A 23,500-nucleotide genomic window follows, 5' to 3' on the forward strand; every position below is an offset into this window, starting at 1 on the left:
GTGCCCTCCCCGCCGCGTGAACGACGCCCAGCTGCTGCGCTACTCGCGCCACATCCTGCTCGACGAGCTCGGGGTCGAAGGCCAGGCTCGACTGCTGAACAGCCATGCCCTGGTCATCGGAGCTGGTGGCCTGGGGTCACCGGTGGCCTTGTACCTGGGCAGCGCGGGCGTCGGCCACATCACGGTGGTCGACCACGACACGGTCGACGAAACCAACCTGCAGCGCCAGATTGCCCACAACCTCGCCCGCGTCGGGCAACCCAAGGCCTTGTCGGTGCAGGCGGCAGTTGCCGCCATCAACCCGGACGTGCAGGTCACCCCCCGCATTGAGCGTGCCGACGCAGACCTGCTGGACGCGCTGGTGCCGACGGCCGACGTGGTGATCGATTGCTGCGACAACTTCGCGACCCGCCACGCCGTCAACCGCGCCTGCGTGAAGCACCGCAAGCCCTTGGTGTCGGGCGCAGCCATTCGCCTGGACGGCCAGTTGGGCGTGTTCGACAGCCGCCAGCCCGACGCGCCCTGCTACGCCTGCCTGTTCCCTGAGGACAGCGGTGTCGAAGAAACCCTGTGCGCCACGATGGGCGTGTTCGCTCCTTTGGTTGGCATCGTGGGCACCATGCAGGCCGCCGAAGCCCTGAAGCTGCTCAGCGGCATGGGTTCGCACATGGTCGGGCGCCTGCTGATGATCGACGGCCGCGAGCTGTCATTCAACCACATCGGCGTACCTCGCCAGGCCAACTGCCCAGTCTGCGGCTCAGCGCACTGACAGAGATTTCGGCGGGTACTGGCACGGCCCGTGGCGCCGGCGAAAGTCACGCGGCGGTTCGGCATCGGGGGCCGAGAAGACCCCCAGTTGACGCGATCGAGCAATCGCCTCTTCCGCCACGTAGGGGCCCTGGCCATGCCAGCGCGAGGCCCAGGCCAGGCCACTCACCACCAACTGGCGGTTGATGTCTTCCGCACCCAGGGTCAGGCGGGCGATGCCCCGCCCGTAGTCGTCCTTGGCGCGCTCACTCACCTGCACCTCGGCACCCAGGCTTCGATCGGCCAACGCATCCCGCGCCGCCAGCCCACCCGTCTGGCAGATCTCGGGAGCATCAATGCCATCCAGGCGGAGCTTGCGCCAGCGTCCCCCATCCATCGGCTGCACCCACACCGTGTCGCCATCGAAGACGCGCATCACGCGCGCCTGGTACACATGCGTCTGCACGCCCCACGACCACCCGGGAGCCGTCAGGCACAGCGCAAGAACAACCGACCGGGTCGCCGCGATCAACCTTTGCGGCCACCCATGAGCAGCAGCACCACGCCCACGGCGATGGCCCCGACGCCGGCCCACACCGGCACGTTGACCGTTTCCTGCTGTTTGACAGACAGCTGCAGGGGGCCCAGCTTCACGGCCTCGGACTCCTTGGTGTAGCTGAAGCTGCCCATCACGAGGCCAATGGCGCCGGCCGCAATGAGCACGACGCCGATCACTCTGGCGAGGTTCATGTGTCTTTCCCGGAAATCAACAAGGGCCCGATGATGCACCAGCGCTACTCGCGGTACTGGGCGGCCGAGATGAACTCGTTGAAGGTCTCGCACCAGACCACCACGGTGTTGAACGCCTGCAGGTCAACACCGGCGGGCAGCTCGACGATGAAATTGTTGAAGGTCTTCACGTCGCCCACGCGCAGCATCGCGCTCTTGTGCTGTTGAAACTCCGCCTCGGTCTCCACGAACCGCGGTGACAGATAGAGCTTGTAGTCCGGTCCTGGCGCCAGTCGGCCATCGAACACCACGGCCGACGGGCCGACGCTGATCCGCCCCTCGCCGAAGTGCAGCGCGTCGCTGCCCTTGAGGTCGCGACGGAATTGCGCCACGTGGCTGGCGCCCTGACTGGCTTGAGCCACGGCCTGCGCGTCCGGCGCGGGCGGAGCGATGAGCAGTGGCAGGGTGTAGATGCCGGCGGCGAAGCCGATCGCCAACACCAGACCGTGCGAAAGGAGCAACAGGACGGCGCGTTTCATGGTGGTGCCTTCGGGTGATGAAACAGGTCCGTCGCCCGCCGGCACGGCCTCTTACACCCTGGCGCCCAGGCCACGCAGCCCGGCTACGGTGAGCAGCACCGCCTGCGCGGCCTCGGTGCCCTTGGCGCCAAAGTGCTGCTGCAGGAATTTGCGGTGTTCCACGTGCTCGTGAAAGTGGTGCGGCGCCTGCACCGCGCAGATCACCGGCACGCCGGTCTGCAACTGCACGTCCATGAGCGCCTGCACCACGGTGCTGGCCACGAAGTCGTGGCGGTAGACACCACCGTCGACCACCAGGGCACTGCCCACCACGGCGGCGTAGCGACCGGACTGCGCCAGGCGCTGCACGTGCAGCGGAATCTCGAAGGCGCCGGCCACGTCGAAGACGTCGATGGCGTCGGGCCCGAAGCCGCCACGGCCCATCTCGGCAAAAAAGGCATCACGGGAACGCTGCACGATGTCGGCGTGCCAGGACGCCTCCACGAATGCGAACCGCAGGTCCGCTGGCAACTTGGGCAGATCGGTGAGTTGGGGGGCTTCGGCCATGGTCGGCATTGTAGGAATCAGGCGCCCACGATCCACCCCTCCAGGGGGTCAAAGGCCGGCAGACCCCACAGGGGGTGTCCGGATTCGTGCTGGTGCAAGGCCCACGCCGCCTGCAACAGGCACAAGACGGCGTCGAGCCGGTCACCGCTGGCGTCGTCGGCCAGGTCGTCGCGCTGGGCATGGCTCAGCCGCAGGCGCAAACCGGAGGTCTGCAACAACGGCGCCTGCCCGTTCTCGAGGGCATTGATCAGGGTCTTGCGTGCGATCAACCGGTCGGGTGTCTGTTTGGCCTTGTCGTCGCTCTTGTAGGAGGTGCTGCCGATCACGCTGCGCGCCAGCATGCCGGGGTAGGCCTCCAGCGCCACCCGCTGCGGGTCGCCCGCCTGCAGGCCTGCCAGCGTGACGCCAGCGGCGCGCAGGCGCGGCACACCCGCGTGCAGCATGAAGGCCACCGGCGGGTTGACCCATTTCATGCTCGGGCTGGAGCCCGCCGGACCGTCGGTGACGCGGTGCGCGAATTTCCCGCCGGCAGGACGCGCGTCGCAGAAACCGGCAAACCGATCGCGGATCGCCTCGCGCGTCTGGTTCGCGTAATGGTCCATGCAGGCGGACCAGTCCTCGGGCCAGCCCAACGAATGCACCAGTTCGCGGGGCAGGCCAAACGGCAGGTCAAAGCCACCGACCCAGGGCCCGGGCGCACGCAGCCTATCGGTCCAGCTGTCCAGCGAGTCGAAATGCTCGATGCCCTGCAGCACGACGCGCCCCCGATCGACCCTGCCCGACGCCAGCGTGATGGGTTTGCGCCGAGATGGCGCGCTGGTGAAGTCGCATCCCAGCAAGGTGAACGGTGTTGAAGTCGTCACGCCAGCCCCAGCGCCACCACACCCAGCGCGATGCACAGTGCGCCCAACAGGCGCAGGCCGCGGTCGCTTTCGCGCAGCAAATGCCCGCCGATGAGGGCCGCGAACAGCATGGACACCTCGCGCGCCGGCGCCACATGCGACAGGGGCGCGCGTTGCATGGCAAACAGCACCAGGACATAGGCCACCGGACTGAACACCGCCACCAGCAGGGCGTGACGCCATTGCGTGCGCCACAACCCCCAGGCTTCGGCCGGCTTGCGCAGCACGACCGGTGTGAACAGCAGCAGGCGCACCAGGTTGCCCATGTAGTCGACGAGGATCGGCGACATCAGCACCACCTTCACGGCGTAGCCATCCACCACCGAGTAGCCCGCGATGAAGACCCCGGTCAACAAACCGTAGCGCACGCCTCGCAGCACCCGCACGCGTGCGGCCGGATCGTGCGCAGCGCGCCACAGCCCCGGCCCGCCGGCCACGAGGAACACGCCGCCCACCACCGCCGCAATGCCGAAGGCGCCCAGGCTGCTGAGCTGTTCGCCGAGGAACAACACGGCCACCAGGGCCGTGATCAACGGGCCGCTGCCACGCGCCAGGGGATAGACCACGGTGAGATCGGCGCGCCGGTAGCCGCGCAGCAAGGTCACGAAATAGAACACGTGGATGACGCCACTGGCCACCACCATCGCCCACTCGATGGCACCCCATTGCACCACCACGCCGCGTCCGTACCACCAGCCCACGGGCGCCCACACCACGGTGATCAGCACCGCCGTGAACCAGGCAAAACGGGCGTCACCGCCAGCGTGCTTGGCGGCAATGTTCCAGCCCGCGTGGATCAGGCCGGCGAGCAGGATGAGGGCAAACGCGTCGAGCGTCATGGCAAGGCCACCGCCAGGCAGCGCCCGCCCGGAGAACGCCGGGGCCTCAAGCGCGGCCGATGATGCTGGCCGTGGCCATCAGCTCTTCGAGCAGCGCCAGCGACACCGCGCCCGACACCGCGTAGGGATCGAGCTCGGGCCGCTCGGAGTACTTGAGCACGATGGAGGTGTTGAGCTTGGCCAGGTTGACCTGCCCCATGGTCCAGCCACCGAAGCGGCGCTCGCTGATTTCCTGGTAGTGCAGCAGCACCACGTCCTGGTGCCGCGGGTCGGCCACGATATGGTTGTAGAGCGTGTTGACCGCGCCGCGACCGCCTTCGATGGCCTGCAGGAAGATCCCGCCGCCGTAGCACAGCACGCCGGTGATGCCGTTGGACATGTTGTGCTGACGCGAGGATTCGAGGATGCCTTCAATGGCCTTGGCGTCCTTGTCGACAGCGCGGCTGACATAGAGCAGACGAACGAGCATGGGTGCCTCGGGGGTTCAGCGGGGGTTCAGCGGGGAACAAGGGCGAGGAATTCGCGGCGCAGGTTGGCGTCCTTGAGGAACACGCCGCGCATGACCGAGTTGATCATCTTGCTGTCCATGTCCTTCACGCCGCGCCAGGCCATGCAGTAGTGGCTGGCCTCCATCACGATGGCCAGGCCATCGGGCTGGGTCTTCTCCTGGATCAGGTCGGCCAGCTGGATCACCGCCTCTTCCTGGATCTGCGGACGGCCCATGATCCATTCGGCCAGACGCGCGTACTTGGACAGGCCGATCACGTTGGTGTGCTCGTTGGGCATGACCCCGATCCACAGCTTGCCGATGACCGGGCAGAAGTGGTGACTGCAAGCGCTGCGCACCGTGATCGGGCCGACGATCATCAGCTCGTTGAGGTGTTCGGCGTTGGGAAATTCGGTGACCGAGGGCCCCTTGATGTAGCGACCCGCGAAGACCTCCTTGAGGTACATCTTGGCCACGCGGCGCGCGGTGTCGCCGGTGTTGTGGTCGCTCTCGGTGTCGATGACCATCGACTCCAGCACGCCCTGCATCTTGACGGTCACCTCGTCGAGCAGCTTGTCCAGCTCGCCCGGCTCGATGAACTCGGCGATGTTGTCGTTGGAATGGAAGCGATGGCGAGCCGCCTTGAGCCGCTCGCGGATCTTCACGGACACGGGCACGCCTTCGTCGTCGCCACCAGGGGCGCCACCGGCGGCCTGATCAGGGTCGGTCTTCATAAGCATAGGGGATGCTATCACCGGGCCCCATTTTCCCGACACCGTGGGCCTTTCAGGGCGCCAGGGCGGCCAGATCGGCCAGGCAGGCGGCCTGCAACAGCGGCGTGTCGCGGCACAGGCGCAGCATGCGCGGGCCGCTCAGCACGTAGCCGCATTTGTGGCGCGCGCTGGACGTCACGGCGTCAAAGCCGATCTCCACCACCAGCGAGGGCACCAGGCTGTGGACCGGCCCGAAACGCGCCGCCACCGTTGAACGCGCGGCCGCGGCCAGCGCCTGGCGCTCCGCGGGCTGGAGACCCTCGCCCGTGCGGGTAAGCGTCAGCAATTGCAGGTCGCCGGCCACCGGCGGGTGTCCCGCGGCAATGGCTTGCTGAACGGCGGCCAGTTCCGCGGCATCCCTCGGGGGCCGGTTCCAGACCCCGAAGCCGAAGTCGGCCTGCCCCGGTGCCGTTGGCGCATACATCAGCACCGCCTTCAGGCGACGCGCTTCCGCCGGCCAGAACCAGACGGGCCAGGGCAGGTCGCCGCGGCTGTCGGCCGAGCGCCTGAGCAACAAGCCGAGCGCCGATTCGGCACGCGCGCGGTCTCGCCAGGTGGCCACGGCGGGCCAGTCATGGGCGGGCAGGGGCAACAGACACACCAGTGACGGTTCGCCCTGCGCGAACGATGCCAGCGCGTCCAAGCGTTCGGACAGCGTTTGATTCAACGGCGTCTGCCCGGCCAGTTGCAACAGGTCGGTGGCCAGGAAGCCCGCGACCACGGTGGCGACCCCACGCCGCCCACCCGGTGGGCGCGCCAGGCGTTGCTGCAGCGGCAGAAAGGGCCCCGCTCGCGCGACGCCATCCGGCTCCGGCTCGCCCGGACGAAGGGCCACGGCATGGCCCTCAACCACGGTGTCGGCGGGCCAGTGCTGGGCCAGGGCCACCAGTTCGGGCAGGTGCCCGCTCAGCCATTCGCCGTCGGCCGACCACACCGAGACCGCGTTGCGACCCTTGACGATCTGCACCGGCAGACCATCGGGGCGCCAGGTCACCACCCAGTCGCTCGCCTCGCCCAGGGTCTGCACGGGGTCACCGGCCAGCACCTGTTCAGGCGCAAACACCTGCGGCAGATTGACCCGCCGCAGCGCCGGCCCCGGGCTGTCCAAGGGCGCCACCAGGCCACGCCAGACCGCCACCTCGTGCAAGGGCTGTGCGCCAGCCTCCACCCTGCGCGCCGCCACCAGCGCGGGCGTCAGGCCGGCGAATGCCGCCACAGCCTGATGCCACACCCGATCACGCACCCCCGTCCGAAAACCGCCGATCAGCAGCCGGTTGAACACCCAGCGCGCCTGCGGCGTCAGCGTCTCCCACGCGGCGCTCAGGTGCGCGTCGAGTGGCTCGCCGTCCAGTGGCTGCATGGCGGGCAATGTCTGGGTCATCCACTGCGCAAGCCCGTCCCGGCTGAGCGCTGTTGGCGGCGCCAATGCCAAAACCAGCGCACAGCCCTCCGCCACATCGCCCACCGCGTCGAGCGCGGTCTGGAACAGCCACGGCGACAGACCCGATGCCACCTGCGCGGCGTGCTGCAGGCGTTCGCTGTCGATGACCCGTCTCGGTCGGTGGCCCGCCAGCAGGTGCATGGCCCAGGCGGCATCGGCCTCGGGCGCTTCTTGCAGATACCGCAGCAGCGCCGCCTGTTGGTCGGCGTTGTCGCTCTGTGCCTCGAGTGCGTCCACCAGGGCCGCAAAGCGGTTCATTCGGGTGCCTCGCCAGCGTCGCCGTACGCGGTGTCAAACTGATCCGCGCGCAAACCCAGCTCGCGCAGGTGGCGCACCAGCACTTGCTCGCTGCCGTGGGTGACGATGATGCGCTCGGCGCCGCTCGCCGCGATGGCCGCGAGCAGACCGGGCCAGTCGGCGTGGTCGCTGAGCACGAAGCCGCGGTCGAGGTTGCCACGTCGGCGCATGGCGCGGGTCTGCATCCAGCCACTGGCAAAGGCCGTGCTGGCATGGCGCACCCCTGCCAGCTCGGGCGACTGCAGCGCGCTCGGCGGGCACAGCAGCAGCGCTCGGCCCCAATCGGCAGCGTCGCTCAGCGCACCGGGCAGGCAGGTGGCCGGCAAGGGCACACCTGCGGCCCGGTAGGCCGCATTGATGGGCTCCACCGTGTGGTGACACACCAGCGGGCCGATCGACGCATCAACGCCCGCCAGCAGCCGCTGGGCTTTGCCCAGGCTGTAGCAATGCATGACGCTGGTGCGGCCGGCGGCGGCGTTGGTGGCCCACCAGGCATTGATCTCGCCGAACAGCTCGGCGTCGCTGCGCCAGTGGTAAATCGGCAGGCCGAAGGTTGATTCGGTGATGAAGACGTCGCAGCGCACCGGCTCGAACGGCGCGCAAGTGCGATCGGGCACGGCCCCATCGGGCGTGGTGCGGTAGTCGCCACTGGCCACCCACACCCGCCCTTCGTGTGCCACGCGCACCTGTGCCGAGCCCAGCACGTGGCCCGCCGGGTGCAGCGATATCTGCACACCGTTGTGGTTCACCGTTTCGCCGTAGGCCAGCGCCTGCAGCGAGATGCCCTGCCCCACCCGCGCGCGCAGCAATCCCGCGCCCACGTCGGCAGCCAGGTAGTGCCGATGCCCACTTCGCGCGTGGTCGGCGTGCGCATGCGTGATCACGGCACGGTCCACGCGCCGCCAGGGGTCGATGAAGAAGTCGCCCGCCGGGCAATACAGGCCCTGCGGTCGCCGAACGATCAGGTCCCCATCCATGGCTCGGCCATCAATAGCGGTGGCCGGTCAGGAACAGCACCGTGCGCATGACGCCGAACGCAAAGCGGTCCAGCAGGCGCTGGTGCCAGGGCCGGGCGTTGAGGGCCAGCGCGTCGACCCGCGTGCCCGCGGTGCGCATGAGGTGGTCCAGCTGTTCGTGCAGCAGCGACGAGAAGCGCCGGTCGGTGGTCATCACGTTGGCTTCGCGCGCCAGCAGCAACGACAAGGGGTCGAGGTTGGTGGAGCCCACCGTCGCCCAGCGCTGGTCGACCACCGCCACCTTGGCGTGCAGCGCGCTCGGGGCGTACTCGTGCACTTCGATGCCGGCATTGACCAGGCGCTTGAGCACCGGGCGCGCGGCGCGGTATTGCAGAAAACTCTCGTAGCGCCCTTGCAGCAACAAACGAATTCGCACACCCCGATTGCGCGCAAAGAACAGCGCCCGGCGCAGCTTGCGCCCGGGAATGAAATACGCGTTGGCGATCACGATCTCGTGGCGCGCCTCGCCAATCGCCTTGAGGTAGGCCCGCTCGATGTCGTGGCGGTGCGAGACGTTGTCGCGCAGCACCAGCGCCGCCCGCGCCCCATCGACCCCGATCAGCGAGCTTTCGCCGGCGTCGGCGCTCGGGGTGCCGAAGCCCCGGGCGTGCGCTTCGATCTTGCGCAAGAGGCGCGAGAAATCGCCCACCGGACGCGAACCGCGCAGGGCCTCCCAGGCGGCGCTGAACTCGCGCTGGCGCGCCGCACGCACCGCCTGCAGGCGCCACCACAACTGGTCCATGGTCTCGACCATGTCCTGCACCAGGGGGCCGGCCACGCGCAGGGCGTAGTCCAGCCGGGGCTCGCTCAGTCGACCCAGGGCCACGTCATCGAGGTCGTCGATGAGGTTGATACCGCCGCAGAAGCCCACCGTGCCATCGACCACGCAGAGCTTGCGGTGCAGGCGGCGCCAGCGGCTGGGGATGAGCAGACCGAGACGGCCCAGCGGCGAATAGGTGCGCCAGGCCACGCCGGCCGCATCGAAACGCTGCTGCCACTCGGGCGGCACCTGCGGGGTACCCACACCATCGACCACCAGCCGCACCGCCACGCCGCGTCGCGCCGCGCGCTCGAGCGCCTGCGCCACCATCAGCGCCGAGCCCTGGAACTCGAAGATGTAGGTCTCGACATGGACCACCTGTTGCGCCGCATCGACCGCGTCGACCAGCGCCGGAAAGAAGGCGTCACCGCCTTGCAGCAGCAGCAACTGGTGGCCGTCTCGCAATGGGGTGCTCAAGCGCTTCACAGCTCCAGGTCGGCGATCAGGGGCAGGTGGTCGGACATGCGCCGCCAGGCCGGCCCGTGGGGCACGTGCGCCGACACCGGCCGCAGGCCCCGCACGAAGATGCGGTCCAGGTGCAGCAGTGGCAGCCGCGCCGGAAAGGTGGGCAGGCGGATGCCCTCGAAGGTGTGCAGGTCGAGCGCGGCCATGGGCTTGAGCAGTTGCGCGCTCCAGTCGTTGAAGTCACCTGCCACGATCAGTGGCGCACTGGATGGCACCTCGCGCGAGATGAACTGCCCCAGCCGCTGCACCTGGCGCTCGCGGCTGGCGTGGATGAGTCCCAGGTGCACGACCACCACGTGCACGTCGGTGCCATCGACCAGCAACTGGGCATGCAACAGCCCGCGTTGCTCGAAGCGGTGGTCCGATACATCCGCATGGCCCACGCCCAGCACCGGCCAGCGCGAGAGCAAGGCGTTGCCGTGCTCACCATGGCGGGTGGTGGCGTTGGTGCGGTAGACGGCTTCGTAGCCTTCGGGGGAGAGGTAGCCCGCCTGATCGAGGTCGGGCCAGCGGGTGAAGTAGCGCTCCAGCTTGCGGTGGTGGCTGCGCACCTCCTGCAGACAGACGATGTCGGCGTCGAATTGCTCCACCGCATGCACCAGGTTGTGGATCTCCAGTCGGCGTGCCGGGCCCAGGCCCTGGACGCCTTTGTGGATGTTGTAGGTGGCCACGCGCAGCAGGCTCATGGCGCAAATCATCGCACGCGGCGTGGCGTCAGTCAGGCGCCCGACCGCCCAGACGCGGCAGCCAGCCAATGGCTTCGGCATTTGATGGCGAAAAGCAGCGCTCCATGGCCGCCTGCCACGGGAGCCAGACCTGGTCCCGGTGCTCGCGTGGGCTCAGGCGAACCGGCGCCGCACGGAGCACGCACAGGCCGAAGAGGTGCTCGGTGTTGTGGGTCACGCCCGGGGCGTAGCGGTGGCGCCATTGCGGGTAGATCTCGTACACGTTTTCCAGCCCCCAGTCGCGCAGGCGGTGGTCGGCGGCCCGGGCGTCGAGACCCGTCTCTTCGGCCACTTCGCGCACGGCCGTGGCCTCGAAGGCTTCGTTCAAGTGGTCTTTGGACCCGGTCACCGATTGCCAGAAACCCGGCGCGTCCGCGCGCTCGATCAGCAAGACCTCCAGCGCCGGGGTGTGAATCACCACCAGCACCGACTGGGGCACCTTGAAGCGGGGCGCTACGTGGGGGGTGGGCACAGCTCAGGGGCGTTGGGCCGCGCTCACGCGCAGCCACAGCCGCCAAACGGTCCACAACCGCCACGGCGTGGTGAACAAACGGCTGGGCCGGCGCGCCACCCACACGCCGGTCACCACCGCGAGCGGCACCACCAGCGCCGGCGGCCGCGCACGCAGCCACTGCCAGGCCTCCAGGCCGCGCTCGGCCCAGGTGAGCGCCGGCGACAGCGCCTCGGCGTGGGCCAGCGTGCGATCGCGCAAGCGGCGCGAGCGTTGCTGCAACTGCGTGCGGCGCAGCGCCAGTTCGTCGGCCCGTGACGGGTTCATGGCTCGAGCGCCTCGCGGTCCTGGCGCAACTCGTCGATGCTGGCCGAGAACAGGCGGGATCCGCGCAACACCCGCGAGCGCGCCTGCCAGGCCGCCAGCAACCCCGCCACCAGAAACACGCCGGCAAACACGGCCAGCGCCAGCAAGCGGTGCGTGTCCCACAAGGCGACGGTGACGAGCATGGCCACAAAGCACAGGCCCAAGGCCAGGCAGACCAGCGCAATGGCGCCATAGGCCACCAGACCGGCCACACGCAGAACCTCTTCCTGCGCCTCGACGCTGAACAGCTCGAGCCGGACCTGCGCCAGCTCGAGCAAAGTGCCCGCCAGGCCACGCAGCGACCCGGACAGGCGTTGGCCCGCGGGACCCATGGGCCCGCTCAACGGCGACCGATCAGCAGGCCGAGCAACAAGCCCACGCCAGCGGCGGTGCCGATCGCCTGCCACGGGTGCTGGTGCACGTACTCATCAGTGGCACGCGCCGCCTCTTTGGTCTTGGCGGCCACGGTCTCTTCGATGTCGGCCAGCCTGTGTCGGGCGGCCATGAGGTTGTCGCGAATGCGTTCGCGCATTTCGACCACCTTGCCTTCGGTCTCGCCTGCGGTGGCATGCAGCAACTCTTCGGCGTCGGCAATCACGCGTTGCAGGTCGCGCACGAGCTTTTTCTTGCTGGCGGTGCTGTCGTTGACGGCTTCGGTCATGGGAGGCTCCTTTCCTGTGGTTGGGCCCATCGGCGATGGACAACACGGGGTGCGATCGGCACAGGATACGCAGGTTCCATGCAAAAAGGCGCCCGAAGGCGCCTTTGCGGTGTTGTCCTACAAGGCCGGGCCGACTCAGGCGGGCTTCACCGCGTCCGGGTTGCGCAGGCGGATGTGCAGCTCGCGCAGCTGCTTTTCGTCCACCGGGCTGGGCGCCTGCGTGAGCAGACACTGCGCGCGCTGGGTCTTGGGGAAGGCGATCACGTCGCGGATCGACTCGGCCCCAGTCATCAGCGTGACGATGCGGTCCAGGCCGAAGGCCAGGCCGCCGTGCGGGGGCGCGCCGTACTGCAGCGCATCGAGCAGGAAGCCGAACTTGAGCTGCGCTTCGTCGGGGCTGATCTTGAGCGCGTCAAACACCTTCTGCTGCACATCGGCACGGTGGATACGCACCGAGCCACCACCGATCTCCCAGCCGTTGAGCACCATGTCGTAGCCCTTGGCGATGCAGCGACCCGGGTCGCTCACCATGAAGTCCTCGTGGCCGTCTTTGGGTGCGGTGAACGGGTGATGCACCGCGGTCCAGCGGTCGTCCTCGTCGTCGTACTCGAACATCGGGAAGTCGACCACCCACATCGGCGCCCAGCGGTCTTCGAACAAGCCGTTCTTCTTGCCCAGCTCGCTGTGGCCGATCTTGATGCGCAGGTTGCCGATGGCGTCGTTGACGACCTTGGCCTTGTCGGCACCGAAGAACAGGATGTCGCCGTCACGCGCGCCACTGCGCTCCAGGATGGCGGCGATGGCCGCGTCGTGCAGGTTCTTGACGATGGGGCTCTGCAGGCCGTCGCGACCCTTGGCCACTTCGTTGACCTTGATCCAGGCCAGGCCCTTGGCGCCGTAGATCTTCACGAACTCGGTGTAGGCGTCGATCTCGCTGCGACTCATCTCGGCGCCGCCCGGCACCCGCAAGGCCACCACGCGGCCGTTCTTGGCCTGTGCCGGCGCACTGAAGACCTTGAAGTCCACATCGGCCATCACGTCGGTAAGCTCGGTGAACTCCATGGTCACACGCAGGTCCGGCTTGTCCGAGCCGTAGCGGTGCATGGCCTCCGAGTACGGCATGACCGGGAACTCGCCCAGGTCGATGCCCAACACGTTCTGGAACACCGTCTTGATCATGCCCTGGAACATTGCGCGGATGTCCTCCTCGCCCAGGAACGAGGTCTCGATATCGATCTGGGTGAACTCGGGCTGGCGATCGGCGCGCAGGTCCTCGTCGCGGAAGCACTTGGTGATCTGGTAGTAGCGATCGAAGCCGGCCACCATGAGCAACTGCTTGAACAGCTGGGGCGACTGCGGCAACGCGAAGAACATGCCGTCGTGCACGCGGCTGGGCACCAGGTAGTCGCGCGCGCCTTCGGGCGTGCTCTTGGTGAGCATGGGGGTTTCGATGTCGACGAAGCCGTTGGCGTCGAGGAACTTGCGCACCTCCATCGCCACGCGGTAGCGCAGCATGAGGTTGCGCTGCATGTAAGGGCGGCGCAGGTCGAGCACCCGGTGGGTCAACCGGGTGGTTTCCGACAGGTTCTCGTCGTCGAGCTGGAACGGCGGCGTGACCGAAGGGTTGAGCACCTTCAGCTCATGGCACAGCACCTCGACCTTGCCGCTCTTGATGGTGTCGTTGGTGGTGCCTTCCGGACGGGCGCGCACCACGCCAACCACCTGCACGCAGAACTCGTTGCGCACCTCTTCGGCGGTCTTGAACATGTCGGGGCGGTCGGGGTCGCACACCACCTGAACCGTGCCCTCGCGGTCACGCAGGTCGATGAAGATCACGCCACCGTGGTCGCGGCGGCGGTTGACCCAGCCGGCAAGCGAGACGGTCTGGCCCAGCAGGGCTTCGGTCACCAGACCGCTGTAATGGGTGCGCATGGCCATGGGATGCTTTCTTTCTCAGTCGGGGTTGTGCGCCGCGTCGGTGGCGGCCTGGGTGCTTTGGGGTTTCGGTCCGCCGGGCACGATCACGCCCATGGACACGATGTAGGTGAGCGCTTCGTCCACGCTCATATCGAGTTCGACGCAGTCGCGCGCGCGCAGCAGCACGAAATAGCCGCCCGTGGGGTTCGGCGTGGTCGGCACGTACACACTGAGGAACTGATCGCCGTCGTCGGCTTCGGCCGACTCGCTCTGCAATTGCTTCAGCACTTCGCCCTGCGGGGCGCCGGTCAGGAAGGCGATCGTCCACATGCCAGGCTGCGGCCATTGCACCAGCAAGGCCTTGCGAAACGCGTTGCCCTTTTCGGAGAACAGCGTGTCCGAGACCTGTTTCACGCCGGAATAGATGGAGCGAACGATGGGGATGCGGTGCAGCAGGGCGTGCCACCAGTGCACGATCTTGTTGCCGATGATGTTGGAGGCCAGTGCGCCGATGGACAGCACGATCACCACCGCGAAGATCACGCCCAGGCCGGGGATGTGCACGCCCAGCCAGGCATCCGGGCGCCAGGACGCCGGCAGGATGTTGAGCGTCTGGTCGAGCGTGCCGACCACCCAGTCAAGCACCCAAAGGGTGACGATGAGCGGCACCAGGACGAGCAGTCCCGAGAAGAGCCACTTGCGCAGGGCGGTCATGTATCGAAGGCTCTAAAGGTTCAGGTGGACGAGCCACCACCACTGCCACCACCGGACGACGGTGGCGACGCGGCGGGCGTGCTGGCAGGCGCGGGTGCCGGCGAGGCAGCGGGGGCGTCGGCCGCCTTGGAACTCCCCTCAGCCGCCTTGCCGTCACCGCCCGTGGCGGGGGCACTGGCGCCACCACTGCCACCGCGGAAGTCGGTCACGTACCAGCCCGAGCCTTTGAGCTGGAAGCCGGCCGCGGTGACCTGTTTGCGAAAGGTGTCGGCGCCGCAGGCCGGGCAGGTGCTCAGCGGGGCGTCGGAGATCTTTTGCAGCACGTCCTTGGCATGGCCACAGGACGCGCACTTGTAGGCATAGATGGGCATGGTGAGGAAGGCAAAGTCCCCGCGGCGCTGGGTGCAACCCCTGTCGGGGCACCACCGGCGAGCCGGCGGTACCGGTGCGGCGGTGTCTCCCGGTCGATCACTTCATGCGAAGTGGGTTGCGCCGAGCACAGCGGGGATGAATTCGTGGATGAAACCGTCCACCGAGCGTCGGCGGACAAAACCCGCGATTATAAATTCCGGGGCGCCTTTGCGGGCGCCGGGCGGGGTTTCACCACACCCGGATGCGCAACAGGATCTGGGTGACGATGAGACCGAGCACAAATCCGACGCCGCCGTAGATGATGCCCTGCAGCAAGCGGTTGGTGCGGCGCTGCTCGGCCAGCAGGGCGTCGATCTCGCTGCGCAGCTCGTGTGGGCGGTGCTTGAGGTAGTCGTGCAGCAGGCGCGGCAAGGCTGGCAGCAGCTTGGCGTACTGGGGGGCTTCGGCCTTGAGCTGGGCCAACAGCCGCTGCGGCCCCACCTGCTCCAGCATCCATTGCTCCAGGAAGGGCTTGGCCGTGGCCCAGAGGTCGAGCTCCGGGTCAAGCTCTCGCCCCAGGCCCTCGATGTTGAGCAGGGTTTTCTGCAGAAGCACCAGCTGCGGCTGGATCTCGACGTGAAAGCGGCGCGAGGTCTGGAACAGGCGCATCAGCACCATACCGAGCGAAATCTCCTTGAGCGGGCGGTCGAAGTAAGGCTCGCACACCGCTCGAATGGCCGACTCCAGCTCGTCGACGCGGGTGTCCGCCGGCACCCAGCCCGACTCGATGTGCAGCTCGGCCACGCGTTTGTAGTCACGGCGGAAGAAGGCCGTGAAGTTCTGCGCCAGGTACTCCTTGTCGAAGGCGGTGAGCGTGCCCACGATGCCGAAGTCGAGCGAGATGTAGCGCCCGAAGCTGGCCGGATCGATGCTGACCTGGATGTTGCCCGGATGCATGTCGGCGTGGAAGAAACCGTCGCGAAACACCTGGGTGAAGAAGATCGTCACCCCGTCGCGCGCCAGCCTGGGGATGTCCACGCCCTGGCGGCGCAGCTCGTCCGTGCGGTTGATGGGCACACCAGCCATGCGCTCCATCACCATGACGTCGGTACGGCACCAGTCCCAGTACATCTCGGGGATGATGACCAGATCGAGGCCGGCCATGTTGCGGCGCAACTGCGCGGCATTCGACGCCTCGCGCAGCAGGTCGAGCTCGTCGTGCAGGTACTTGTCGAACTCGGCCACCACCTCGCGCGGCTTGAGCCGGCGTCCGTCGGCCGAGAGCCGCTCGAGCCAGCCCGCCATCATGCGCATGAGCGCCAGGTCCTTGTCGATGACGGGCAGCATGTTGGGGCGCAACACCTTGACCGCCACCTCGCGCCCGGCTGCGGCACCGCTGCGCAGCGTGGCGAAATGCACCTGCGCGATCGAGGCGCTGGCCACCGGAACGCGGTCGAAATGCGCGAACACCTCGTCCAGCGGGCGGCCGAATGCGCGTTCGATGGTGGCCACCGCCACATCGCCAGGGAACGGCGGCACGCGGTCCTGCAGGCGGGCGAGTTCGTCGGCAATGTCAGGCGGCAGCAGGTCGCGGCGGGTGGACAACACCTGCCCGAACTTCACGAAGATAGGGCCCAGACGCTCAAGTGCCTCACGCAGGCGTTGCCCGCGGGGCTTGTCCAGCTTGCGGCCGATCGTGACGACGCGGGTGAGTCGGCGCAGCCAGGGGTGGTCGAAGCTGGAGAGCACCAGCTCGTCCAGCCCGTGCCGCAGCGCCACCCAGACGATGAAGGCGCCGCGCAGCAGCCGCCTCACCGCTCCACCCCGGCGCCTCGGGCCGGCGGACGCGGCATGCGCGCCACGAAGGCCTTCACGGCGTCGGCCAAGCGCCGCGCGCCGCCAACCAGGGTGTGGGCCACCGCGTCACCGGTGACGCGCGAGAGGTCCTCTTCGACATCCCAACGCACGTTGTCGACCAGCCAGGCGACCTCGGCGGCCAGTTGCACGTCGCCCTGGATGTCCACACCGGGCTTGTCGCCAGCCAGCACGCGTTGCGCGATGTCGAAGGGCGACTGCTGCGTGAGCGTCACCGTGAGCTCGGGCGGGTTCGCCAGCGGGTCGCAGCGCTCCAGCAACCCCGCGCGCGTCGCCGCCAGGGTGAGGTGTATCTCGCCCCATTCGACCTTGATCGGCTTGCCGGCCTGGCGCCGCAGACGCTCGGTGGCCACGGGCTCTTGCTGCAGCACGTGGTTGAGCAGCAGCACCACGCGGTTCTGCGTCTCGTCGACCACCCAGGCGGGCGGGCGCAATGCACCCAGCAAGCCCTGGATCAAACCTTCGGGGGAGCGCCGGCTGGCGCTTGCGGTGGGGTCGGGAGGTACTTCAGCCATGACCGCCCGATTCTGACGGATAACCGCACGCCCGAGCGAGCGCTCCAGCGCGCGGCAACGGTCGACGACCTACTGCAGCGCCTGCACGCCGGCCACCAGCCACCCGCCGGGGCCGGCCTTGGGGCGGGTGATGTTCCAGACTTCGCGAAACGGGCTTGGGCCGGCCGATGCCTCTTCGCGGATCAGGCCAGAAAACTCCACGCTGGCCATGAAGTCGTCGTCCAGCTCCTCGATGCCCAGCAATTGCGCTTCAAGCATGACCACATCGGTCCTGTTCGGCTCGCCCGTGCTGGCGCGCTCCCGCTCGGCCAGCTGGCCCTGGATCTGCGCCAGCATGTCGTCGGTCATCATGGCGCGCAGGGCCGGGATGTCGGCGCGGTCCCAGGCGTCCTGAAGACCGATGAAATTGGCTTTGGAGGCCTTGAGGAAACCCTCGGCATCGAAGCCGGCCGGGATGCCCCAGCTCTGGCGGCCCAGCAAGGCGGATCCGATCATCGACCCCGGCTGCCCTGCCACGGCGGCATCGAGCCCAGCCGGACTGGTGCGCTCCCAGGGGCGCGCCGACGCGTCGTTGCCAACGTTTTGCGGACTGTAGGTGCGCGGCACCGTGGGTTCGAAATCGACCGGTGCCCGTGCCGGCACAGGTACCGTGGCCTGGTAGGCCAGCCCACCCGCGGCCTGCGGCGAGGCCACCGGCGACCTGCGCCGGGTCAGCAGCCGCACCACAGTCAGCACGGCCATCGCCACCAACGCGATCAAGAGGAACTGAGCAAAGGCTTCGCCAAACCCCAGCGCGGACGCCAGCCAGGCCAGGCCGAGGCCGGCCGCCAGGCCGGTCAACATGCCGGCCCAGGGGCGCTGCGGCGCGGCGGGTGCGGTGGTCGACGCGGGGCGCGTTGCCGTGGACGACGGGGCGGTCTTTGCCGGCGCGGCCTGAGAGGCAGGAGCGCTCGGCTGCGATGGCGCGGTGTTGCGCTGCTGCGTCACGTTGGTCGACTGCTTGCCAAAGGACAGCCCACCGCCCAGGCGTTTGGCCAGCACATCGGCCGAGCCCATTGCCAGCGCGAGTGCCAACACCATCGACCACACCTTGTTCATCAGCCCTGTCTCCTTATCTGCCAACCCTCGAGGGGTCTGGCGCCACACACTAGTTCAACACTTGATGCCCACGTGCAATGCCACGACGCCCCCCGTGAGGTTGTGTACATCGACGTGACCGAATCCCACCGACTTCATCATCTGGCGCAGCGTCTCCTGGTCGGGGTGCATGCGGATGGACTCGGCGAGGTAGCGGTAGCTGGCCTCGTCGCCGGCCACCCACTTGCCCAGTTTTGGCAGCACCTGAAACGAGTACCAGTCGTACGCCTTCTCCAGGGGTTTGGCCACCCGGGAAAACTCCAGCACCAGCAGCTTCCCGCCCGGCTTGAGCGTGCGATGCATTTCGGCCAGCGCAAGTTCCTTGTGCGTCATGTTGCGCAGCCCGAAGGCCACCGAGACACGGTCAAAGCTGTTGTCGGCAAACGGCAGGTGTTCGGCGTCGCACACCAGGGTGGGCAGCACAACGCCGGCATCGAGCAAGCGCGTGCGACCCTCGCGCAGCATGGCCTCGTTGATATCGGTATGGAACACGCGCCCGGTGGGCCCGACTTCGCGTGCAAACGCCATGGCCAGATCACCCGTGCCACCGGCAATGTCGAGCACCTGGTCGCCCGGCTTCACATTGGCCACGGTGATGGTGTAGCGCTTCCAGAGTCGGTGCAGGCCCGCCGACATCAGGTCGTTCATCACGTCGTAACGCGACGCGACCGAGTCGAACACCCCGCGAACGTGGCGCGCCTTGTCGCCCTCGTCGACGTGCTGGAAACCGAAATGCGTCTGGGCCATGGGCGTCTCCTCGGTCAGTGGTGGCCGCAGCCGGCACCGGCTTTGTCGGGCATCGGGTCATCTCGACCGACGCCGGCCGCCTGCAAGCGGGCTTCGTAGTCGGCCCAGAGTTCGGCCTGCTTCGAGCCCAGGAAGTACAGGTAGTCCCAGGAAAAGATGCCGGAAGAGTGGCCGTCGTCGAAGGTGGGCTGCACCGCGTAGTTACCCACAGGCTCCAGGCCGACCAGTTTCACCTCGCGCTTGCCTGTCTGCAGCACCGCCTGGCCAGGGCCGTGCCCTTGCACCTCGGCCGACGGTGAGTACACGCGCATCAGCTCGAAGGGAATGCGGTAGGTCTGCCCATCGGAGAAGCTGACCTCAAGCACGCGCGAGGCGCCGTGCACCGTGATGTCTTGCGGGGTGGGGGTGTTTCGATCGAGGCCAGCCAAGGTTCGTCTCCGTTGATCAGACAAGCACGCGTTCGATGCCACCCCGGTTGGCGCGCTCAACGTACTCGGGCAGCCAGTTCTCACCCAGGATGTGGCGCGCCATCTCGACGACGATGTAGTCGGCCTCCAGCAGGCCGTTGTTCAGATCGTCGCCGTAGCGGCTGAGGCCTTGCAGGCAGCTGGGGCAGCTGGTGAGGATCTTGACGTTGGCATCGGCGCTGACGGCCCCGCTGCTGCGCAACGCGGCTTCGCCCTTGCGGATTTCCTCTTCCTTTCGGAAGCGCACCTGGGTCGATACGTCCGGACGGGTCACGCCCAGGGTACCGGACTCGCCGCAGCAACGTTCGCTCTTGAGCACCTGCTCGCCCACCAGCGCTTTCACCGTCTTCATCGGCTCCTGCAGCTTCATGGGGCTGTGGCAGGGGTCGTGGTACAGGTACGCGCCCTGGCTTTCGAGCTTGACGCCCTTCTCGAGCAGGTATTCGTGGATGTCCACGATGCGGCAACCCGGGAAGATCTTGTCGAATTCGTAGCCCTGCAGCTGGTCGTAGCAGGTGCCACAGCTCACCACCACCGTCTTGATGTCGAGGTAGTTGAGCGTGTTGGCCACACGGTGGAACAGCACCCGGTTGTCGGTGATGATCTTTTCGGCCTTGTCGAACTGGCCCGAGCCGCGCTGGGGGTAGCCGCAACAAAGGTAGCCCGGCGGCAACACCGTCTGCACACCCGCGTGCCAGAGCATGGCCTGGGTGGCCAGCCCCACCTGGCTGAACAAGCGCTCCGAGCCACAGCCCGGGAAATAGAACACCGCCTCGGTCTCGGCGGTCGTCGCCTGCGGGTTGCGGATGATCGGGACGTAGTCCTTGTCCTCGATGTCCAGCAGTGCGCGTGCCGTCTTCTTGGGCAGGCCACCCGGCATCTTCTTGTTGATGAAGTGGATGACCTGTTCCTTGATGGGTGCAGGCCCCAGCGTGGCCGGTGGCGCGCCCGTCTGCTTGCGGGCCAGGCGCTTGAGCAGGTCGTTGGCCAGCCGCTGCGCCTTGAAGCCCACGCCCACCATGGCCGAACGCACCAGCTTGATGGTCTCGGGATTGGTGGCGTTGAGGAAGAACATGGCCGCTGCGTTGCCAGGGCGGAAGCTCTTCTGACCCATCTTGCGCAACAGGTTGCGCATGTTCATGGTCACGTCACCGAAGTCGATCTTGACCGGGCAAGGCGACTCGCACTTGTGGCAGACCGTGCAGTGGTCGGCCACATCCTCGAACTCCTGCCAGTGCTGGATGCTGACCCCACGGCGCGTCTGCTCTTCGTACAGGAAGGCTTCGATCAGCAACGAAGTGGCCAGGATCTTGTTGCGCGGGCTGTAGAGCAGGTTGGCGCGCGGCACGTGCGTCGCGCACACCGGTTTGCATTTGCCGCAACGCAGGCAGTCCTTGACCGAATCGGCGATGGCGCCGATGTCGCTTTGCTGCATGATGATCGACTCGTGCCCCATCAGGCCGAAGCTCGGCGTGTAGGCGTGCGACAGGTCGGCGCGACGCGCCCCGTCCATGGGCTGACGCAGCAGCTTGCCTTTGTTGAATCGGCCCTCCGGGTCGACCTTGGCCTTGTACGCGGCGAACGGCGCGAGTTCGTCGTCGCTCAGGTACTCGAGCTTGGTGATGCCGATGCCGTGTTCCCCGGAGATCACCCCGTCCAGGCTGCGCGCCAGCACCATGATGCGGTCGACCGCGGCGTGCGCGGTTTGCAGCATCTCGTAGTCGTCGCTGTTGACCGGGATGTTGGTGTGCACGTTGCCGTCGCCCGCGTGCATGTGCAGCGCCACCCAGACCCGCCCCTTGAGCACGCGCTGGTGAATGGCATTGCACTCGGCCAGCAGCGGGCCAAAGGCGGCACCGCTGAACAACTGCTGCAGCGGTGCGCGGATCTGGGTCTTCCAGCTCGCACGCAGACTGTGGTCCTGCAGCTGAGGAAACAGATGGTCGACACCCGCCAGCCACCCGGCCCACTGGCTGCGCACCTCACGCACCAGGGCCAAGGCCTGTTGCACGCGGTCCTCCAGCAGTTCGGCCGACGGAATTTCGTTGGCGTCGTCGCTCTTGCCCAGCGGCAGGTGGCCGCGGGTGAAAAAGGCCTCCAGCTCGTCGGTCAGGCGGATCTTGTTGCGCAGCGACAGCTCGATGTTGATGCGCTCGATGCCCTCGGTGTACTCGCCCATGCGCGGCAGCGGGATCACCACGTCTTCGTTGATCTTGAAGGCGTTGGTGTGGCGGCTGATGGCTGCGGTGCGCTTGCGGTCGAGCCAGAACTTCTTGCGCGCTTCGGGGCTGATGGCGGTGAAGCCTTCGCCGCTGCGCGAGTTCGCGATGCGGATCACCTCGCTGGTGGCCCTCGCCACCGCATCCGGGTCATCGCCCACGATGTCGCCGATGAGCACCATCTTGGGCAATCCGCCATTGCCCTTCTTGCTCTTGGTCGCGTAGCCCACCGCCTTGAGGTAGCGGTCGTCCAGGTGTTCGAGGCCGGCCAGCACCACGCCCGAGCGCTTTTGCTCGGCGAACATGAAGTCCTTGATCTCGACGATGCTGGGCACCGCGTCCTTGGGATTGCCGAAGAACTCCAGGCAGACCGTGCGCGTGTGCTCGGGCATGCGGTGCACGATCCAGCGCGCGCTGGTGATCAGGCCATCGCAGCCCTCTTTCTGGATGCCGGGCAGGCCCGAGAGGAATTTGTCGGTGACGTCCTTGCCCAGGCCTTCCTTGCGGAAGGTGCGCCCGGGAATCGCCAGCGTCTCGGTGCGGCGCAGCGCCTTGCCGTCGGGCGCGAAGTACTTGAGTTCGAAGGTGGCCACCTCGGCGTCGTGGATCTTGCCGCGGTTGTGGTCCACACGGGTCACCTCCAGCCACTCGGCCTGCGGGGTGACCATGCGCCAGCTGATCAGGTTGTCCAGCGCGGTGCCCCACAGCACCGCCTTCTTGCCACCCGCATTCATGGCGATGTTGCCGCCGATGCACGAGGCTTCGGCCGAGGTCGGGTCGACCGCAAAGACATGGGCCGCGCGCTCGGCGGCGTCGGCCACGCGCTGCGTGACCACCCCGGCTTCGGTCCAGACTGTCGGCAGCGGCTCGTCGTAGCCGGGCACCGTCACCCACTCGACCTCGCTCATGGCCTCGAGCTTTTCGGTGTTGATGACCGCACTCTTCCAGGTGAGCGGGATGGCACCGCCGGTGTAACCGGTGCCACCCCCACGCGGGATGATGGTCAGGCCCAGGTCCACGCAACCTTGCACCAGGCCGGCCATCTCGGCCTCGGTGTCCGGGGTGAGGACCACGAACGGGTACTCGACGCGCCAGTCGGTGGCGTCGGTGACGTGCGACACGCGCGACAGCCCGTCGAACTTGATGTTGTCGCGCGCGGTGAGCCGCCCCAATACCTTGTTGGCGCGTTGGCGCAGGGCGGCAACTTCGTCGAACGCGCGGGCAAAGGCCTCAACCGCGCCCCGCGCCAGCTGCAGCAATTCGCCCACCAAGGCGTCACGGGCGGGATCGTCCTGCGGGGTGCGGCGCTTTTGCACCTCGCTCAGGCGATGGTGCAGCGCATCAACCAACTGGCCGCGGCGCTTGGGGCTGCCCAGCAGGTCGTCTTGCAGATAGGGATTGCGTTGCACCACCCAGACGTCGCCCAGCACCTCGTAGAGCATGCGGGCGGAGCGACCGGTGCGGCGCTCGCCACGCAACTCGTCCAGCAGCGACCAGGCGCGCTCGCCGAGCAGGCGGATGACGATTTCGCGATCCGAGAACGAGGTGTAGTTGTAGGGGATTTCGCGCAGGCGGGGCGCGTCGTCGGTGGCGGAGGCGAGCAGCGGATGCGGGGTCGGTGCGTTCATGGGACCCTCGGCGCTGACAAGGAGCACCGAGCCCGAGATGGTATCGCAGCGCAACATCCCCTCTGCGGCCCGTGGAAACCCCGGTTGTCATGCGCGGGCAACCCGGCTGCAATCCATTCGTCACAA

The 23,500-nt window shown here is 67.6% G+C and carries 26 protein-coding genes; 1 reads left to right on the plus strand and 25 read right to left on the minus strand.

Going from position 1 to position 23,500, the window contains the following annotated elements; genetic code table 11:
• Positions 1 to 16 precede the first annotated feature (16 nt).
• A complete protein-coding gene (locus KF871_RS05200; protein ID WP_291139110.1) occupies positions 17 to 769 on the plus strand; it encodes a HesA/MoeB/ThiF family protein in 753 nt (250 codons plus the stop codon).
• Here the strand turns inward: KF871_RS05200 and KF871_RS05205 are convergent.
• The 25 genes from KF871_RS05205 to KF871_RS05325 all read right to left on the minus strand — a co-directional run bounded on the left by KF871_RS05205 (position 758) and on the right by KF871_RS05325 (position 23,374).
• Positions 758 to 1,213, minus strand: a complete 456-nt coding sequence (locus tag KF871_RS05205) for a thermonuclease family protein (RefSeq protein WP_291139113.1) — start codon at positions 1,211 to 1,213, stop codon at positions 758 to 760. The two genes, KF871_RS05200 and KF871_RS05205, sit on opposite strands and share 12 nt — an antisense overlap.
• 62 nt (positions 1,214 to 1,275) lie before the next feature.
• Positions 1,276 to 1,497 carry a hypothetical protein gene (locus KF871_RS05210; protein WP_291139120.1) on the minus strand — a complete coding sequence of 74 codons (222 nt, stop codon included), beginning with the start codon at positions 1,495 to 1,497 and terminating at the stop codon, positions 1,276 to 1,278.
• Positions 1,498 to 1,541: 44 nt separating this feature from the next.
• Positions 1,542 to 2,015: a DM13 domain-containing protein gene (locus KF871_RS05215; protein WP_291139123.1), complete on the minus strand. Its 474-nt coding sequence runs from the start codon at positions 2,013 to 2,015 to the stop codon at positions 1,542 to 1,544.
• Positions 2,016 to 2,066: 51 nt separating this feature from the next.
• Positions 2,067 to 2,570: a 6,7-dimethyl-8-ribityllumazine synthase gene (locus KF871_RS05220; RefSeq protein WP_291139126.1), complete on the minus strand. Its 504-nt coding sequence runs from the start codon at positions 2,568 to 2,570 to the stop codon at positions 2,067 to 2,069.
• A gap of 8 nt (positions 2,571 to 2,578) precedes the next feature.
• Entirely contained in the window at positions 2,579 to 3,424 is an 846-nt protein-coding gene (locus tag KF871_RS05225; protein ID WP_291139128.1) for a DUF429 domain-containing protein, read from the minus strand.
• Entirely contained in the window at positions 3,421 to 4,302 is an 882-nt protein-coding gene (locus KF871_RS05230; protein WP_291139131.1) for an EamA family transporter, read from the minus strand. Before KF871_RS05230 ends, KF871_RS05225 begins: the two co-directional genes overlap by 4 nt.
• A gap of 46 nt (positions 4,303 to 4,348) precedes the next feature.
• A complete protein-coding gene (locus KF871_RS05235) occupies positions 4,349 to 4,771 on the minus strand; it encodes a BLUF domain-containing protein (protein ID WP_291139134.1) in 423 nt (140 codons plus the stop codon).
• A gap of 26 nt (positions 4,772 to 4,797) precedes the next feature.
• Entirely contained in the window at positions 4,798 to 5,523 is a 726-nt protein-coding gene (gene folE / locus KF871_RS05240; protein WP_291139137.1) for a GTP cyclohydrolase I, read from the minus strand.
• 52 nt (positions 5,524 to 5,575) lie between these two features.
• On the minus strand, positions 5,576 to 7,261 hold the full coding sequence (locus tag KF871_RS05245; protein ID WP_291139140.1) for an ATP-dependent DNA ligase: 1,686 nt from the start codon (positions 7,259 to 7,261) through the stop codon (positions 5,576 to 5,578).
• A complete protein-coding gene (locus tag KF871_RS05250; protein WP_291139143.1) occupies positions 7,258 to 8,277 on the minus strand; it encodes a ligase-associated DNA damage response exonuclease in 1,020 nt (339 codons plus the stop codon). Before KF871_RS05250 ends, KF871_RS05245 begins: the two co-directional genes overlap by 4 nt.
• 10 nt (positions 8,278 to 8,287) lie before the next feature.
• Positions 8,288 to 9,553, minus strand: a complete 1,266-nt coding sequence (gene clsB, locus KF871_RS05255) for a cardiolipin synthase ClsB (RefSeq protein WP_291139146.1) — start codon at positions 9,551 to 9,553, stop codon at positions 8,288 to 8,290.
• A gap of 5 nt (positions 9,554 to 9,558) precedes the next feature.
• Positions 9,559 to 10,287, minus strand: coding sequence for an endonuclease/exonuclease/phosphatase family protein (locus KF871_RS05260; protein ID WP_291139149.1), 729 nt, complete (start codon positions 10,285 to 10,287; stop codon positions 9,559 to 9,561).
• 28 nt (positions 10,288 to 10,315) lie between these two features.
• A complete protein-coding gene (gene nudB, locus KF871_RS05265) occupies positions 10,316 to 10,798 on the minus strand; it encodes a dihydroneopterin triphosphate diphosphatase (RefSeq protein WP_291139151.1) in 483 nt (160 codons plus the stop codon).
• A 3-nt stretch (positions 10,799 to 10,801) separates the two neighbouring features.
• Positions 10,802 to 11,104, minus strand: coding sequence for a hypothetical protein (locus tag KF871_RS05270; RefSeq protein ID WP_291139154.1), 303 nt, complete (start codon positions 11,102 to 11,104; stop codon positions 10,802 to 10,804).
• Positions 11,101 to 11,475 (minus strand): phage holin family protein, encoded by a 375-nt coding sequence (locus KF871_RS05275; RefSeq protein ID WP_291139158.1) that lies wholly within the window; start codon positions 11,473 to 11,475, stop codon positions 11,101 to 11,103. The genes KF871_RS05270 and KF871_RS05275 overlap by 4 nt, the downstream gene beginning before the upstream one ends.
• Positions 11,476 to 11,483: 8 nt before the next feature.
• Positions 11,484 to 11,804, minus strand: a complete 321-nt coding sequence (locus KF871_RS05280; RefSeq protein WP_291139161.1) for a YqjD family protein — start codon at positions 11,802 to 11,804, stop codon at positions 11,484 to 11,486.
• A 135-nt stretch (positions 11,805 to 11,939) separates the two neighbouring features.
• A complete protein-coding gene (gene aspS / locus KF871_RS05285) occupies positions 11,940 to 13,742 on the minus strand; it encodes an aspartate--tRNA ligase (RefSeq protein ID WP_291139165.1) in 1,803 nt (600 codons plus the stop codon).
• Positions 13,743 to 13,757: 15 nt separating this feature from the next.
• Positions 13,758 to 14,435 carry a DUF502 domain-containing protein gene (locus KF871_RS05290; protein WP_291139168.1) on the minus strand — a complete coding sequence of 226 codons (678 nt, stop codon included), beginning with the start codon at positions 14,433 to 14,435 and terminating at the stop codon, positions 13,758 to 13,760.
• 20 nt (positions 14,436 to 14,455) lie between these two features.
• Positions 14,456 to 14,806 carry an FmdB family zinc ribbon protein gene (locus KF871_RS05295; RefSeq protein WP_291139171.1) on the minus strand — a complete coding sequence of 117 codons (351 nt, stop codon included), beginning with the start codon at positions 14,804 to 14,806 and terminating at the stop codon, positions 14,456 to 14,458.
• 229 nt (positions 14,807 to 15,035) lie between these two features.
• Positions 15,036 to 16,601 carry a ubiquinone biosynthesis regulatory protein kinase UbiB gene (gene ubiB, locus KF871_RS05300; protein ID WP_291139174.1) on the minus strand — a complete coding sequence of 522 codons (1,566 nt, stop codon included), beginning with the start codon at positions 16,599 to 16,601 and terminating at the stop codon, positions 15,036 to 15,038.
• Positions 16,598 to 17,176 carry a hypothetical protein gene (locus tag KF871_RS05305; protein WP_291139177.1) on the minus strand — a complete coding sequence of 193 codons (579 nt, stop codon included), beginning with the start codon at positions 17,174 to 17,176 and terminating at the stop codon, positions 16,598 to 16,600. Before KF871_RS05305 ends, ubiB begins: the two co-directional genes overlap by 4 nt.
• A gap of 69 nt (positions 17,177 to 17,245) precedes the next feature.
• Entirely contained in the window at positions 17,246 to 18,274 is a 1,029-nt protein-coding gene (locus KF871_RS05310) for a TIM44-like domain-containing protein (RefSeq protein ID WP_291139180.1), read from the minus strand.
• Positions 18,275 to 18,328: 54 nt separating this feature from the next.
• Positions 18,329 to 19,060: a bifunctional demethylmenaquinone methyltransferase/2-methoxy-6-polyprenyl-1,4-benzoquinol methylase UbiE gene (gene ubiE / locus KF871_RS05315; RefSeq protein ID WP_291139183.1), complete on the minus strand. Its 732-nt coding sequence runs from the start codon at positions 19,058 to 19,060 to the stop codon at positions 18,329 to 18,331.
• 14 nt (positions 19,061 to 19,074) lie between these two features.
• Entirely contained in the window at positions 19,075 to 19,488 is a 414-nt protein-coding gene (locus tag KF871_RS05320) for a DUF971 domain-containing protein (RefSeq protein WP_291139186.1), read from the minus strand.
• A gap of 16 nt (positions 19,489 to 19,504) precedes the next feature.
• Positions 19,505 to 23,374, minus strand: a complete 3,870-nt coding sequence (locus tag KF871_RS05325) for an FAD/FMN-binding oxidoreductase (protein WP_291139189.1) — start codon at positions 23,372 to 23,374, stop codon at positions 19,505 to 19,507.
• Between the last annotated feature and the right edge of the window lie 126 nt (positions 23,375 to 23,500).

It is taken from the genome of Hydrogenophaga sp. (assembly GCF_019635465.1).
Lineage (GTDB): Bacteria > Pseudomonadota > Gammaproteobacteria > Burkholderiales > Burkholderiaceae_C > Hydrogenophaga.

What these genes read in the sequence shown, in the direction of transcription:
- KF871_RS05210 (WP_291139120.1), bottom strand. Translation starts at nt 1,497, where the DNA reads ATGAACCTCGCCAGAGTGATCGGCGTCGTGCTCATTGCGGCCGGCGCC.
- KF871_RS05215 (WP_291139123.1), bottom strand. Translation starts at nt 2,015, where the DNA reads ATGAAACGCGCCGTCCTGTTGCTCCTTTCGCACGGTCTGGTGTTGGCG.
- KF871_RS05220 (WP_291139126.1), bottom strand. Translation starts at nt 2,570, where the DNA reads ATGCCGACCATGGCCGAAGCCCCCCAACTCACCGATCTGCCCAAGTTG.
- KF871_RS05230 (WP_291139131.1), bottom strand. Translation starts at nt 4,302, where the DNA reads ATGACGCTCGACGCGTTTGCCCTCATCCTGCTCGCCGGCCTGATCCAC.
- KF871_RS05235 (WP_291139134.1), bottom strand. Translation starts at nt 4,771, where the DNA reads ATGCTCGTTCGTCTGCTCTATGTCAGCCGCGCTGTCGACAAGGACGCC.
- folE (WP_291139137.1), bottom strand. Translation starts at nt 5,523, where the DNA reads ATGAAGACCGACCCTGATCAGGCCGCCGGTGGCGCCCCTGGTGGCGAC.
- KF871_RS05245 (WP_291139140.1), bottom strand. Translation starts at nt 7,261, where the DNA reads ATGAACCGCTTTGCGGCCCTGGTGGACGCACTCGAGGCACAGAGCGAC.
- KF871_RS05250 (WP_291139143.1), bottom strand. Translation starts at nt 8,277, where the DNA reads ATGGATGGGGACCTGATCGTTCGGCGACCGCAGGGCCTGTATTGCCCG.
- KF871_RS05260 (WP_291139149.1), bottom strand. Translation starts at nt 10,287, where the DNA reads ATGAGCCTGCTGCGCGTGGCCACCTACAACATCCACAAAGGCGTCCAG.
- KF871_RS05270 (WP_291139154.1), bottom strand. Translation starts at nt 11,104, where the DNA reads ATGAACCCGTCACGGGCCGACGAACTGGCGCTGCGCCGCACGCAGTTG.
- KF871_RS05275 (WP_291139158.1), bottom strand. Translation starts at nt 11,475, where the DNA reads ATGGGTCCCGCGGGCCAACGCCTGTCCGGGTCGCTGCGTGGCCTGGCG.
- KF871_RS05280 (WP_291139161.1), bottom strand. Translation starts at nt 11,804, where the DNA reads ATGACCGAAGCCGTCAACGACAGCACCGCCAGCAAGAAAAAGCTCGTG.
- aspS (WP_291139165.1), bottom strand. Translation starts at nt 13,742, where the DNA reads ATGGCCATGCGCACCCATTACAGCGGTCTGGTGACCGAAGCCCTGCTG.
- KF871_RS05290 (WP_291139168.1), bottom strand. Translation starts at nt 14,435, where the DNA reads ATGACCGCCCTGCGCAAGTGGCTCTTCTCGGGACTGCTCGTCCTGGTG.
- KF871_RS05295 (WP_291139171.1), bottom strand. Translation starts at nt 14,806, where the DNA reads ATGCCCATCTATGCCTACAAGTGCGCGTCCTGTGGCCATGCCAAGGAC.
- KF871_RS05305 (WP_291139177.1), bottom strand. Translation starts at nt 17,176, where the DNA reads ATGGCTGAAGTACCTCCCGACCCCACCGCAAGCGCCAGCCGGCGCTCC.
- KF871_RS05310 (WP_291139180.1), bottom strand. Translation starts at nt 18,274, where the DNA reads ATGAACAAGGTGTGGTCGATGGTGTTGGCACTCGCGCTGGCAATGGGC.
- ubiE (WP_291139183.1), bottom strand. Translation starts at nt 19,060, where the DNA reads ATGGCCCAGACGCATTTCGGTTTCCAGCACGTCGACGAGGGCGACAAG.
- KF871_RS05325 (WP_291139189.1), bottom strand. Translation starts at nt 23,374, where the DNA reads ATGAACGCACCGACCCCGCATCCGCTGCTCGCCTCCGCCACCGACGAC.